Source organism: Yersinia enterocolitica (assembly GCA_002082245.2).
Classification (GTDB): domain Bacteria; phylum Pseudomonadota; class Gammaproteobacteria; order Enterobacterales; family Enterobacteriaceae; genus Yersinia; species Yersinia enterocolitica_E.
In genome coordinates this window covers 3,875,826-3,890,675 of sequence record NBTC02000002.1, presented here as the reverse complement: position 1 = coordinate 3,890,675, position 14,850 = coordinate 3,875,826, and the positions used below count along the sequence as shown (strand labels likewise).

Here is a 14,850-nt window from a genome sequence, read left to right as displayed (position 1 = left end):
ATAGCTGTTGTGCTGCTCATTGCGATAACCCATGCCCACGTTTTATTCACCAATCCAATTTATAAATTACCCAAATGCAGGGTTTTGACTTCCATAAACTCATCTAACCCCAGCACTGACCCTTCACGGCCAAGGCCAGACTCTTTAACACCACCGAAAGGTGCCAGCTCAGTAGAAACTGAACTTTCATTGACACCAATCATACCGCTTTCCAACGCATCTGAAACCCGGAATACACGTTGCAGATTCTGAGTATAGAAGTAAGCTGCCAGCCCGAACGGCGTGTCATTAGCTCGTTTGATAACTTCCTCTTCGGTTTTGAAGCGGAAGCAGGCAGCCAGTGGGCCAAATGTCTCTTCAGAGGCGACTTTCATCTGCTCATTAGCATCGGCAATAACTGTAGGCTGGAAGAAATTTCCCCCCAGTTGATGACGACTGCCCCCCGCCAGCAGGCGACCGCCCTTTTCAAGCGCATCTTTGACGTGATCCTCAACTTTCTCCAGCCCGGCGAGATTAATCAATGGCCCCATATTGACGTCTTTATCCATACCATTACCAACATTCAGTTTTTTAACCTCAGTGGCTAAACGGCTGACAAACTCGTCATACACACCATCCTGAATGTAAAAACGATTGACGCACACGCACACCTGCCCGGCATTGCGGAATTTACACGCCATCGCACCAGCAACTGCGGCATCCAAATCAGCATCATCAAACACGATATACGGCGCGTTACCGCCCAGTTCCATGGAAATTTTCTTCATGGTGGCTGCGGCATTACGCATTAAGGTTTTGCCAACTTCGGTTGAGCCGGTAAAGGAGATTTTACGCACTTCCGGGCTGGCCATGATGGCATCACTGATGGCATGCGTATCGCCCGCAACACCATTGAGCACGCCAGCAGGCACACCGGCTTGCTCTGCCAATGCCAGTAAAGCAAAAGCGGATAACGGCGTGTTATTGGCCGGTTTAATCAATCCGGTACAACCGGCAGCCAATGCTGGCCCCAGTTTGCGGGTTAACATTGCCAGCGGGAAATTCCACGGCGTGATGGCCGCCACCACACCAACCGGTTCGCGAGTAGCCAGAATGCGTGCCCCCTCTTTGGCTGGCGGAATAATCTCACCATTGGCACGTTTGGCCTGCTCACTAAACCATTGAATAAAGCTGGCGGCATAGGCGACCTCGCCTAAGGCTTCTTTCAATGGTTTACCTTGCTCAGAAACCATTATCTCAGCCAATGATTGCTGATGTTCCATAATCAACAAATACCAACGCTGAAGAATTTCCGCCCGCTGCTTGGCGGGTGTTTTTCGCCAAGCGGGGAAAGCCGCACTGGCGGCCTTAATCGCGGCTTCAGTTTCTTGGGTACCCGATTTAGCCACTTTCGCCACCAACTGGCCGGTAGCAGGGTTATGTACGTCGAAAGTGTCCTGCGCCTGATGCCATTTACCACCAACAAAATAGCCGATATGGTACACACCGTCGCTGTGTCGTTGGTTTTGTAATGGATTGTGCAATGGATCGCGTAATAGATTTTGTGCTGACATCTTGTCGACCTCCTGAGGGAAAGGATGCCCCCATCAATGGAGGGCGAGGAAGGTTGCTTCACTATGAAGTATATACCCAAAGAACTTGGAGTTGCAGGTAGGCTGCCAGTGAACGCATCCCGATGAGCTGACTCAGGTCAGTGATTCGGGTCAGTGAGCGCCGCTAACAACCCTGTGGTTTCACTCTAAAGGGGATACTCAAAGTCATTGGAATCACAGGTAGGCTGCCAGTGAATGCATCCCGATGAGCTGGCTCAAGTCAGTGATTCGGGTAAGTGAGCGCCGCTAACAACCCTGTGGTTTCACTCTAAAGGGGATACTCAAAGTCATTGGAATCACAGGTAGGCTGCCAGTGAATGCATCCCGATGAGCTGACTCAGGTCAGTGATTCGGGTAAGTGAGCGCCGCTAACAACCCTGTGGTTTCACTCTAAAGGGGATACTCAAAGTCATTGGAATCACAGGTAGGCTGCCAGTGAATGCATCCCGATGAGCTGACTCAGGTCAGTGATTCGGGTAAGTGAGCGCCGCTAACAACCCTGTGGTTTCACTCTAAAGGGGATACTCAAAGTCATTGGAATCACAGGTAGGCTGCCAGTGAATGCATCCCGATGAGCTGACTCAGGTCAGTGATTCGGGTAAGTGAGCGCCGCTAACAACCCTGTGGTTTCAAGGACGAAGAGTATCGCTAGATAAGCGCACTCTGATAACGATGCAACATATCCGCCAACCGCTTTACCGGGCGGATAACAGAATCAGGCGATTGATAATCGACTAATTTTTGCTGATATTGATCTAATTCCTGTAGTAAACGGGCGAAGTAATAGCGCCGCTTCTGGTCATTTTTGGCATTAATAACCCGATCGGCGGTATAGCGGATCTGTTTGTGAAAAGCACTCAATTCAGCATTAACTGGGATCTCGGTGTTATTGAGCCGCTGATGGGCGATGATCAGCGTCAATGCCAGTCGATACTTATCAATATCACCGGGGAACATCATCAATAATTGATTCAGTTGTTGATACAACGCCGGTAGATGGTTTTCGCTGCGGCGGACTTTATTGGTGGTCAATGCCGATACCGCACTGTAAACAAAGCGGTTTAGCAAGGTTCTGCCGGTTCGGTCCTTGGCATTATCGCGGATCAACAACAGCACAATCAGAGAAACGAAACAGCCGACAATCTGCCCCAACGCACTGTCGAGGAACATACTGACATTAAACTCCATCGGGTTGCTCAACACCATGATATTGATAGTACTGGCCAATGTTCCCAGCGAGCCAAGACGGCGCTTTTGCACTTCGATACCAATAATAAATGCCAGTAATCCCAGACTGATGCACAGCAACAGCATACTTTGCTGGGTCGCAGGGATAATAAACATGAAATAGAGCGCCCCAATAGGCAGCGCCATAATCACCCCTAGCAGGAAGTCGATCGCCACCATCCGTGGATTGGGGGTGCGCATTGCCAGTGAGGTCACCACCGCAATCATGACCATACAGCCCGCCCCAGATGTCCAGCCAGTCCACAGCCAGAATAGGCCGCCGATCGCCGTAGCAATACCGGTACGCAAGCCATTGATCATCGCATGATGACCTTCGGCTGAAACATGTTTGATTGGCTCATCGCCGTCCAGAATACCCTCTTCCACCCGGCTGATACTGCTGTTGGTATGAATCCCTTTTGATAGCAATAAATAACGTGTCGCCGCCCCCACCCAACTGCTGATGGTCGCAGGGATCGCCGCACTGTGACTGCCGCCAATATATTGACGCAATTTCTTCATCTGCTGATGAATTTCAGCCGGCGTCTCTGCCGGTTCACTCAGCATCGCCTTCAGCTCGGCACTGAGTAAGTCGGGATGATTGATCAATACCAGATAGGTTTCGCAGGCTTGAGTGATCAGGGCTAATGACGCCGTGTGCAATACCCGTAAGCGGCGGTTACAGCGCTGCCAGCGGGAAGATTCCATCATCAGATAACTACGCATCCCATTCAGTGCCGTGGTATTTTTAACCAGATCATTCCAGGCCCGATCGATATCGTTTTTTTCTGCCGGACGAATACATAACTGCAATAATTTATATTGATCTACCAGCACCTTATCGACCAGACGATCAATATCCTGCTTGATCGATCGTGGTGAAAACAGCAGATCCGCCATCACCGCGCAGACGATCCCCAGCACAATCTCGCTACAGCGCTCGACAGCAAACTGCGGTGTCAGTAATGGCGTTTCACCGGTGGTGACAATGATAATCAGCGCAGTGTAACCCGCCAGCCCGAATGCGTAAGAGTTCTCAACCCGAACCAGTGAGGAGATCCAAGTACAAACGCCAGCCCACAAACAGCAAAGCATCAGGGTTAATACTGGTGCTCTGATAGTCAGAACGATGATAACCAAACCACCAATACAGCCGATGAATGTCCCGATAATACGTAACCAGCCTCGATGACGAATCGCACCAGAGAATGGCTCACCGCCCGCAGCAAATGCCGGGCCAGCAGCAACAATGGCCGCCGTCAGCACCGACCAACGTGGTGTTTCCAATTGCAGATGAAAGCCCAGAAACAGCGCGGCCACAATGGCAAAACTGAGTTTGAACGCAAAGCGCAGGCGAATAAATGTCGGGCTGTTCATCTTAACCAAACTCACGCAGGCGATGCATCAACTTAACAATCGGTGAAGCCTGATTAGGATTGCGATCAGTCGCCCCGGTTATCACCACGGTAGCCGTCGTCCCTGCGGGATAGGGATGCTGTTGATCTTCACTGTCCAAACGGATCTTCACCGGTACTCGTTGCGCCAACCGCACCCATTCCAGATTATTGTCAATCGTCGCCAACCCTTTGCTATCGACACTGCTGCTGCTGTTGGTGACACCGGCGGAGACACTGTCGACAGTACCGTGCAAAATACGGTTGCTGCCCAGTGGGGTGATTTCCGCCCGATACCCGGCTTTAACCCCCTCCAGCTTGGTCTCTTCCAAATAGGCCAAAATATAGAAAGTATCTTTTTTCACCAGTGCAACAGCGGTAGCGCCACGGTTAATAAACTCCCCGGCATGAACATTCAGATTCGTCACCCAGCCTTGTGCAGGCGCGCGCACGGTGGTGCGTTCCAGATCAAGTTTGGCTAAATCTCGTACCGCGATAGCTTTTGCCAACTGATGCCTGGCGGTTTGTAATCCGTTGTTGGACTGGTCAATTTCTTCTTGTGACATCGCCTGAATCCCCAAACGTTGCCGCCGGCCGGATTCACGTTGTTTCTCCGCCGCCAGTGTTTGGTAATAGGCCACATCGGCCTCGGCTTCAGCCAACGCCTGCTGGTAGCGCGGTTGGTCAATAACAAACAAAATCTGCCCTTTCTGCACCAGTTGATTGTCTTTTACCGGCACATCGGTGATCAAGCCACTGACATCCGGTGCGATAGCCACCACATCGGCAGTAAATTTAGCATCACGGGTCCAGGGTGATTCAGTATAAAAAGCCCAAACTTTGAAAATAGCGATAACCGCCAGTAAAACCACCAATAAGGTGATGCCGATACGGATTATTTTTAATGAAAAAGTACTCACGGCGACCTCAGGAAAAAAGACGGGATATTAAATAGAAAAGGCAACAATACAGCGCGGTATTAAAGAGTGCCGGATGCCAGACAAACTCATAAATACCAGTAGGTTGCAGTACGCGGCGCAAAACAAAAAACAGCGCCAGCGAAAGGAGCAACTCAAAAAATATTGGCGGAAAAGAGAGGCCAAATATCACCATCACCGGAAGCAACGTCATTCTGTAGATCCTTTCTATTATAGGGTGCCGGTGAACCAGCCATAAGACTAACTTATAGGTTAAACTTAACTAAGCAACATGACTGTAACCTTAGCGAGGCGAGATAACACTTCAACTGCGTGGCTTGCAAACCTAAAACGATTCTCCCGACAGCAGTATATTAGCCTGCTTATTATCACCTTATCTACGATGTGTGATCTAAATCACTTTTAAGCTACAGTTAACAATCAAGCGTTAGCAATCAACTCAGGGTGAACCATGGAAAGACTAAAACGGATGTCAGTATTTGCCAAGGTGGTTGAGTGTGGGTCTTTTACTGGCGCCGCACGGCAGTTAGAAATGAGTGTGTCGTCGATTAGCCAAACAGTGTCAAAACTGGAAACCGAGCTGAATGTTAAGCTGCTTAACCGCAGTACTCGCCGCATTGGTTTAACTGAGGCAGGCCGAATTTACTATCAGGGTTGTCGGCGCATGTTGCAGGAAGTACAGGAAGTCCATGAACAACTCTATGCCTTTAACAACACCCCAACCGGAACCTTACGCATCGGCTGCTCATCGACGATGGCACAAAATGTACTGGCAACGATGACAGCAGAGATGTTGAAAGAGTATCCCGGCCTATCCGTTAATCTGGTCACCGGCATTCCGGCACCGGATTTAATTGCTGATGGTTTAGATGTGGTGGTCCGCGTTGGTGCATTACAGGATTCGGGGCTATTTTCACGCCGCCTTGGTTCCATGCCGATGGTGGTCTGCGCCGCCAAAAGTTATTTAGCACAACATGGTACACCAGAAAAACCCAGTGATATGACCAATTTCTCCTGGCTGGAATATAGCGTGCGACCAGACAGTAACTTTGAGCTAATCGCGCCAGAAGGTATTACCACGCAAATATCGCCACAGGGCCGCTTTGTCACCAATGACTCACAAACCATGATCCGTTGGCTTAAAGCGGGGGCGGGTATTGCTTACGCACCGTTAATGTGGGTAATAGAGGAAATTAAACGCGGCGAGGTGGAAATACTGTTTAAAAAATACCATTCAGATCCGCGCCCAGTATATGCGCTCTATACCGAGAAAGATAAAATGCCACTTAAAGTTCAGGTCTGTATCGACTATTTGACCGAGTACTTTAAACGAGTGGCTGAGGTATATCAGGGATATCGCTGAATATACTATAGCTATTGGATGCCCAGTTGAGAACTAAACTGAGCATCCAACTATCAACCCCTACGCCGTGCCACCCACCGTCAGATTGTCTAACTTCAAAGTAGGTTGGCCGACGCCAACTGGCAGGCTTTGCCCCTCTTTGCCGCAAACGCCGACACCTTTATCCAGCGCCAGATCGTTGCCGACCATCGAAATCTGCTGCATGGCTTCGATGCCAGAACCAATCAAAGTGGCCCCTTTCACCGCACGGGTGATTTTACCTTTTTCGATTAAGTAAGCTTCGGAGGTTGAGAACACAAACTTGCCGGATGTAATATCCACCTGACCGCCGCCAAAGTTAGGCGCGTACAGGCCATATTCCACACTGGCGATAATCTCTTCCGGTGTCGATTTACCGGCCAGCATATAGGTATTGGTCATCCGTGGCATTGGCAAGTGCGCGTAGGATTCACGGCGGCCATTACCGGTCGGTGCAACGCCCATCAGGCGCGCGTTCAACTTATCCTGCATGTAACCTTTCAAAATACCGTTCTCAATCAGCACGTTGTATTGGCCCGGCACCCCTTCATCGTCGATGGCCAAAGAGCCACGGCGACCTTGCATGGTGCCATCGTCCACCACGGTACACAGTTCTGAAGCCACCAACTTACCCATTTGGCCGCTGAAGACTGAGCTGCCACGGCGGTTGAAATCACCTTCCAAACCATGACCGACCGCTTCGTGCAACAATACACCCGGCCAACCTGCACCTAAGACTACTGGCATAGCGCCAGCAGGGGCGGCAACAGCCGACAGATTTACCAGTGCCATTCTGACCGCTTCATTGGCAAAGTTATCAGCTCGCACTTCGCCATCCACAGTTTCGAGGAAGTAGTCATAACCAAAACGACCACCACCACCACTGGCACCGCGTTCGCGTTTGCCGTTGTCTTCCACCAATACGCTGACCGACAGCCGCACTAATGGGCGCACATCTGCCGCCAGCGTGCCGTCGGTGGCCGCGACCAGGATTTGCTCATAGACACCGGTCAAACTGGCACTGACTTCCTGCACCCGCTTATCAGCAGCACGGGCCACTTTATCGACCCGATGGAGCAGCGCAATTTTATCTTCGCGCGACAAGCTTTGTAGCGGGTCTAGCAAGGGATAAAGCGCCTGATAGTGAATCTCACCCAAGGTATGCACTTTACCGTTACCGTTATCACGCACAATACTGCGTGCGGCATGAGCACTTTGTTGTAAAGCATTCAGGGTGATTTGGTCGGCATAAGCAAAACCAGTCTTTTCACCGCTGACCGCGCGCACCCCCACACCCTGATCAATATTGTACGAGCCATCTTTGATGATGCTGTCTTCCAACACCCAGGCCTCGTGGTAGCTGGACTGGAAATACAGGTCAGCATAATCGAGGCGGCGTTCAGACAACTGCCCCAACACTGAGAACAAGTCCTGATGGTTCAGCTTGTTAGCAGCGAGTAACTGCTCACTGACAAACGAGAGGCTCATAGTTTTCACTCTTTAATTAGATGATGGTTTATGCGATGACGGCAACGGAGACGGCAGGAAGCGATTGTGCTGCAATACCGGCATCTGATTACGGATAATGTTCAAACCTGTGGTTTCAATTTTTACTTTTAAGGCAGCCACCGCATCTGGGTTCTGCCCTAATATTTTACCCCAGGCATCAACCGCCATAGTGTGGCCCCAGGTGCGGCGGGTGGCGCCATGACGCCCTACCTGTGCTGCGGCCAGTATCACGCACTGGTTTTCAATCGCCCGTGCGCGCAATAAAATCTCCCAGTGAGCTTCACCGGTCATTTTGGTAAAGGCCGCCGGCACCGAAATAATCTCAGCCCCCTGCGCCCGCAAAGCTTGGAATAAGCCTGGAAAACGTAAATCATAACAAACCGTCATGCCCAAGCGGCCTACCGGTGTATCAACCACCGTCAGTTGTTCACCCGGCTGATAAGTATCAGATTCACGATAGCGGCCATGAATATCGTTAATATCCACATCAAACATGTGAATTTTGTCGTAACGAGCTTTAAGTTCGCCCTGGTCATCAAACAGCAAGCTACTGGTAGTGATAAGCTCCGGTGACTCGCGGCTTATCATCGGCATGGAGCCCACTTGAATCCACACTCCGTAATGGCGTGCCATCTCGCGAATTTGCTGTTGCAGCGGCCCGTCATTATGTTGCTCGGCATGGTGTCGATAAGAGGCAGCATTGGCAAATAACAGTGCATTTTCCGGCGTCATAACCAGTTTAATACCAGAGTTTAACTGTTTGATCTGCTGCTCAATTTGAGCCAGATTGTCACGGGTATTTTCACCGCTGCATAACTGCAATAATGCAACATTGGCATTTTTCATGGCGCCTTACTCTCCTTTAGCTGGCGTAATACTTCATGGATGGTTGGTTGATCCAAGCTACCGGTAATCTGGTAACGAATCAGCGAAACCTTGCTCCATAATGGCCCTAATATCTTCGAGGCAGCAAATACCGCAGCCCCAACCACTGGGTTGATCGCAAAGGCTGTTGCGACGCCGACAGTGGCAGAAATCTCTGGTGTAATAACCGCTTCCATGGCTATCTGGCGTTTAACCAAGTCCACATTACCACTCATGGCAATATCGGCCGCCAATCCATCCACCACTAAATCATTGGTGTGCATTACACCATTTTTAATATTGGCCGTGCCCCGAATAGAATCAAACGCAAAGTCACGACTAAACGTATCACTAAAATCAAGCTGGAGCTTACGTAATAGTGCGTCAAAGCTGACCAAACGCAGTAACTGACCGGCGCGCCCACCACCGAGATCGCTCAGTTGGCCTCTGCCCAATCTACTCTTTAATGTCCCATTCAGGGTATTAATCTGTGGCTGCCACGGAACTCCACGCCAGTTAACATCGGCATTGATATCAAAAGAGGCATCTTTTATCGGTGTTGTCAGGCCGAAGAATGAAATGGTTTCATCGATCTTCGGCCCGCTCAGCGCGATATTAAGCGCGGTTTTATCGCCATTGCTGTCTTGCTGCCATTGGCCGGAAACTTTAGCCCGCCCATTGCCAGCCTCAATCAAGCCGTTAGTTAACGTCAGCACCGAGCCTTTCGGCGTCAGATCTGCGTTAATACGCCCAACATTTTGCCCCAGAATCCAACAAGATTTGCAGCGTAATTGCAGCGCAGGCCAATCACGGAACGAAATTTTACTGGCAGTTTGTGGCTCCTGCAACGCAGCTTGCGCCAGGGGATCTTGTGCTTCGTGCGTGGTCCATTGCGGGTTGTAATAAAGATAATCGATATCAGCATGCCATGGCCCATGTTCGGCCATCAGCAGGCTACCATCCACTTCCTGACCTTTTGCCGTGACGTGAGTACCGGTTAATAATGGCTCAACCAGCACTGTCAGTTGGTGCCAAGCCTGCCCACCAACCAAAAGCTGTGGCGTCTGTAAAGTCAGCCGGGTAGGAAGTATCACATTGGATTTATTGCCTTTTATTTTTGCTGGTACTGATGCGCTAAAAGGTGTGCTGACACTGGTAAACTGCGGTGCCAGCAACGCCAACCAACTCTCACCATCCAGTGCCGGTAGTTTAAGGATCAAACCTTTATCCTCCGGCAGTGACGGGACTTTTTTGCTGTCGGATTGCCAGATAGCCCGCGCCAGCTCTACTTGTTCTTTTTGCAACAACCATTGGCTGTTGAATGTATTGTTGCTGCCAGCACTGCCGGAGAGGGTAAACGCCTCCAGCCCCCCCACCACCTGTACATGCATGGGTAATGCCTGACCAATTGTTTTATCTAGTGGAGCAGGTAAGTGACTGCTTACTTTCTTCAGGTCAGCCGTCAGATCAATTTTATAGTCTGGCTTGCCATTTTTCGGTAATTGTACGGCGACTTTGCCTTGCCAATTGGCGCTACCACTGAGCAATTTCGCGACATCAGCGGGAACGCCGGGCAACTTGGCCGGTAACCAGTCACCACGCAACCCAACATTCACCAAAAAGTTTTTTGGCTGCTCTTGCGTAGTGAAATCAACCGTCAATGGCTGCCCAAACCAGTTAGCGGATAAGGTATCGCTATCAAGATTGCCATCGTTGAAGCGGAACTTGCCACTGATGTTTTCCAGTTGGCTTTGCAATGGCTTCACCAACAAGCTGTTGTTATTGAGCGTCACTTCGCCGCTGGCGTGGGTAATACGGTCTTCTTCCAACGGAATATCCAAATGTAAGCGCCCACTAACTTTACCGCCGACTTGCAGCTCTTCCAGAGTTTCCGCCACAGAATCATGCAGTGGTGTCTCCGTAAAGTAGTCATGAATATCACGCCCTTCGCCAACCACTTCGGCGTCGACATACAGCTTTTCTTTCAGATAGTCAGGGATAATCGCGCTGATATTACTGCCAGTGACCTTACCCAACATCGCGTGAGGGGCATCCATCCACAAACCTTTGTTGAGGAAATTGAGGTCGATTGCCAAATTCTCTAACGCAGGCCAATCTGGTTGGAATTGGAAGGTGGCGTTACGCAGTGGCACATAAACCTGGAACTGGCCTTCTTTATGTTTATAAGGAAAATCATGAGGATTGCCGTTATAAATAAGTGTTGCGTTGTCTACCTGCCCACCCTGTAACGCCTCGGTCAGATAATCTGCCAACTTCTTACCCATCAGCGGTTCAGGGAAATAGCGCCATGCATCGGCCGCATCATACAGGCGGATGCCGGCCAGGATTTTCAGCCATGGCTGCCCAATATCGGGTTGCTGATAGTGGAAGCTGCCGTTGCCCCACAGCGATTTAGCTCGGACATCGAGCTGGTCACTCCACAGTTCCCAGCCTTTATCATCAATCTGCCAATTGACTGCACCACTGGCCTGACTAACTTCCAGCGGCGCGCGGAACATATCACCATAAGGTAATAGGCTGTCTTTGAGATTGATATCCAACCGCCCACGCGCTGCGGAACCACTCAGCGCACCGGCAAAATTATTAACCCCCGGCAACAAATCCCATTGTTGCCAACTGATATTGTGCCATTTAGCCTGAAAACGGGTTTTTTCTGGTTGGCTGATAGGAATGTCCAATGCCAGTGCATCAATATTCCCTTGTGGCCGCAAATCCGCCCAACGATTCATCAGCTCAGGGGTAAAAAGTGACAAGGTCGGTAACAGTGGCCCCACCCGCTCCAACTGAATATTGGCGGCGCGAATGCGTAACTCCTGGGATTGGTCTGGGCCAATAAACTGCGTGTTCTCCGGTAACCACAGGGCAGATAAATGCCCTTTAGGCCATGCCTGACCATCGGTTTTCAGTCTTAGCTCCGGCGCATCAACCTGCCAGCCATTACCCTGACGGCGACCTTCCAACACAAAATTATCTACCGCCAACTGATGTGATTTGCCCGCGACAGTCCAATTGGCCTGCCCCTCACTGAGTAACACATTGCCACTGTAAATAGTGCCACTCTTGATACTCAGCCAGGCCGCCAGACTAAATTCCGCATTGTCCAGCCCGGTATTGGTGTGCAGCCAGCGGCTGATCCACGGTTTCAGGTCGATCTTGTCGGCCTGCATATAGACCATGCCATTATTTAGGATGCCCTGATTATCGTGTAGATCCATCCGCACCTGCACCACACCGTGCTGACCATTAATGGTCGACAGGCTGATCTGCCCCTCGGCGCGATGCCGGTTCCGGGAGTTAAGCCAAGTGAGTTGTGGAATCTCTAATTCAGCGCGCGGGCCAGATGGGGTGAGGAATGAGACACGACTGTTACGCAGATCAAAGTGATCTAATTGACGCAGGAAGATATCAGTCAGATTACTCGCTTCAAGATTGCGGCTGCTGTTTTGCTGCATATCCAGTGTGGTGTTCAAATCTAACTGTAACTGATAGAAGGTCATATCGCGGAACTGCCAGCGCCAGTGCAACAGTGACTGCCACACATCAAGCGCAAGGGTCACCCGCTGCACCTGCCAATCGGCTTTCGGCAATTTAGCGCGAATATCGCGCAATTCCAACGTTGGGCCGAACGGTTCCCACGATCCCTGCATGAACCCCACTTCCAGTGGAATACCGCTGATGGACTGAACCTTGGCCACGATTTGCAGACGATAGTCGTTGATGAGAGGCAGCATCATGCGTAGCCCACTGACCAACAGTGCCACCACAACAATCATTGTGGCGCCTGTCGCAAATATTATCCTGGGCAGTCGCCTCACACATCTCTCCTTGCTATCCGCTGCAAGTGTGGCAGCGGGAAATCTTACATCATCACCACATCAAACTGTTCTTGGTTATACAGTGGTTCAATCTGCACTTTGACCTGCTTGCCGACGAAGATCTCCACTTCAGCCAGAGCATGCGACTCCTCACCTTTCAGTGCTTCTCCTACCGCTGGAGACGCATAGACCAGGAAGCGATCAGAATCGTAAGCGTGGTGCACTCGGACAATTTCACGCAATATCTCATAGCACACGGTTTCTACCGATTTAACGGTGCCACGGCCACGGCAGGTTGGACATTCGTTGCATAAAACATGCTCGATGCTCTCCCGCGTGCGTTTGCGGGTCATTTCGACTAAGCCTAGCTGAGAGAAACCATTAATACTGGTTTTTACCCGATCTTTACTCAATGCCTGTTCTAATGAATGCAATACACGACGACGATGCTCTTCATTACTCATATCAATGAAATCAATAATGATAATCCCCCCCAAATTACGCATGCGTAGCTGGCGGGCAATGGCCTGAGTGGCTTCAATATTGGTATTGAAAATAGTCTCGTCGAGATTACGATGCCCCACAAAAGCACCGGTGTTGATATCCACGGTGGTCATGGCTTCAGTTTGATCAATAATCAGGTAACCACCTGATTTTAGCTCAACTTTACGTTCCAATGAGCGCTGGATTTCATTTTCAACATCGTAAAGATCGAAAATTGGCTGTTTGCCCGAGTACAAATCCAGCTTTGCAGTCATTTCAGGAATGTATTCGCTGGTAAATTCCACCAGCAGGTCATAAGTCAGCTTGGAGTCGATTCGGATTTTATCCAGTGCCGCACCGGCAAAATCACGCAGTACACGTTGCGCCAGTGCCATCTCGCCATACAACTTATATTTGGTGATATTGCGTTTCTTCCGCTCCTGGACTTTAGTCCACAGGCGCTTGAGGAAGGCAGCATCGGCTGATAGCTCTTCTTCGCCAATTCCTTCAGCGGCAGTACGGATAATAAAACCGCCCTGTTCATCGCAGTAAGCCGCCACGGTTTTTTTCAGACGTTCGCGTTCGACTTCACTTTCAATTCGCTGCGACACCCCAACATGGGCCGCTCCTGGCATGAGTACCAGATAACGAGAGGGTAGAGTGATATCCGTGGTCAAACGTGCGCCTTTGGTGCCGAGGGGGTCTTTCACCACCTGCACCATTAAATCCTGTCCCTGGCGCACCAGTTCAGCGATATCGCGCACATTGAAATTTTTCTGTTCATCCCCGGCCACGCATTCGGTGTGGGGCATGATATCGGAGGCATGGAGGAAGGCGGCCTTATCCAGACCAATATCGACAAACGCCGCTTGCATGCCCGGTAAAACCCGGCTGACACGACCTTTGTAGATATTACCGACGATCCCTCTTTTCGCTTCTCGCTCAATGTGTATTTCTTGCAAGATGCCACCATCAATGTAGGCAACTCGCGTTTCAGACGGTGTGATATTGACCAGTAATTCAGCTGTCATGTATTCCTCTCACATTACGTAGCGCAATGAAATTACTTAGTAATTCATGGGTTTCTACCAACGGCAGCCCCACTACGGCATGGTAACTGCCGGTAATGGTTCTGACGAAACAACCACCTTTCCCCTGAATACCGTAAGCGCCCGCTTTGTCCATGGGTTCACCGGTAGCAATATAGTCACTGATTTCCAACTGGGATAACACACGAAATGTCACATCTGTCACCACCATGGCAGATAATACATCTTGCCGATCAGCCAGAGACACCGCAGTAATCACCTGATGTTGCTGACCGGACAGCGCATTCAATATTCGCTGCGCATCGGTTTTATCCCGTGGTTTTTCTAAAACTTGCCCATTTAACACCACGATGGTATCGGCCCCTAATACCGGCAGATCCTGTGGTGCGACCTTCACCCCAGCCTGAGCTTTCTCCAACGCTAAGCGCCGGACATACTCTTGCGCACTCTCCTCTGGATGGCGTTGCTCTTCGACCTCGGTTTTCAGTACCTCAAAAGGGACATCAAGCAGGGCCAGTAATTCACGGCGACGCGGAGAGCCAGAGGCAAGATACAGGGCAGTCATGGGTCTTAAGTC

Annotated in this window: 10 protein-coding genes; 1 reads left to right on the top strand and 9 read right to left on the bottom strand. The window is 50.4% G+C overall.

Translation table 11 applies throughout. The features are described from left to right. Positions 1-59 precede the first annotated feature (59 nt). The 4 genes from gabD to A6J66_019225 form a co-directional block, all read right to left on the bottom strand. Complete coding sequence (gene gabD, locus A6J66_019240) at positions 60-1,553, bottom strand: NAD-dependent succinate-semialdehyde dehydrogenase (protein PNM26106.1); 1,494 nt, start codon at positions 1,551-1,553, stop codon at positions 60-62. Between the two features lie 687 nt (positions 1,554-2,240). Beyond that, entirely contained in the window at positions 2,241-4,196 is a 1,956-nt protein-coding gene (locus A6J66_019235; GenBank protein PNM26105.1) for a p-hydroxybenzoic acid efflux pump subunit AaeB, read from the bottom strand. Position 4,197: 1 nt separating this feature from the next. Continuing rightward, positions 4,198-5,133: a p-hydroxybenzoic acid efflux pump subunit AaeA gene (locus A6J66_019230; GenBank protein ID PNM26104.1), complete on the bottom strand. Its 936-nt coding sequence runs from the start codon at positions 5,131-5,133 to the stop codon at positions 4,198-4,200. A 7-nt stretch (positions 5,134-5,140) separates the two neighbouring features. Then, on the bottom strand, positions 5,141-5,344 hold the full coding sequence (locus A6J66_019225) for a DUF1656 domain-containing protein (protein PNM26103.1): 204 nt from the start codon (positions 5,342-5,344) through the stop codon (positions 5,141-5,143). Positions 5,345-5,602: 258 nt separating this feature from the next. Between A6J66_019225 and A6J66_019220 the strand changes: the two genes are divergently transcribed. Next, positions 5,603-6,514, top strand: coding sequence for a transcriptional regulator (locus tag A6J66_019220; GenBank protein ID PNM26102.1), 912 nt, complete (start codon positions 5,603-5,605; stop codon positions 6,512-6,514). Positions 6,515-6,574: 60 nt separating this feature from the next. On the opposite strand, the gene A6J66_019215 is transcribed toward A6J66_019220, so the two are convergent. From A6J66_019215 to A6J66_019195, 5 genes are read right to left on the bottom strand one after another with little or no spacing between them, the layout of a single operon-like run. Beyond that, positions 6,575-8,020, bottom strand: a complete 1,446-nt coding sequence (locus A6J66_019215; GenBank protein ID PNM26101.1) for a metalloprotease TldD — start codon at positions 8,018-8,020, stop codon at positions 6,575-6,577. Positions 8,021-8,032: 12 nt separating this feature from the next. Next, positions 8,033-8,887: a carbon-nitrogen hydrolase family protein gene (locus A6J66_019210; GenBank protein ID PNM26100.1), complete on the bottom strand. Its 855-nt coding sequence runs from the start codon at positions 8,885-8,887 to the stop codon at positions 8,033-8,035. After that, complete coding sequence (locus A6J66_019205) at positions 8,884-12,741, bottom strand: AsmA2 domain-containing protein (GenBank protein ID PNM26099.1); 3,858 nt, start codon at positions 12,739-12,741, stop codon at positions 8,884-8,886. Before A6J66_019205 ends, A6J66_019210 begins: the two co-directional genes overlap by 4 nt. Positions 12,742-12,785: 44 nt before the next feature. Beyond that, positions 12,786-14,255, bottom strand: coding sequence for a ribonuclease G (locus tag A6J66_019200; GenBank protein ID PNM26098.1), 1,470 nt, complete (start codon positions 14,253-14,255; stop codon positions 12,786-12,788). Next, on the bottom strand, positions 14,245-14,838 hold the full coding sequence (locus tag A6J66_019195; GenBank protein ID PNM26097.1) for a septum formation inhibitor Maf: 594 nt from the start codon (positions 14,836-14,838) through the stop codon (positions 14,245-14,247). The genes A6J66_019200 and A6J66_019195 overlap by 11 nt, the downstream gene beginning before the upstream one ends. Positions 14,839-14,850: the final 12 nt, after the last annotated feature.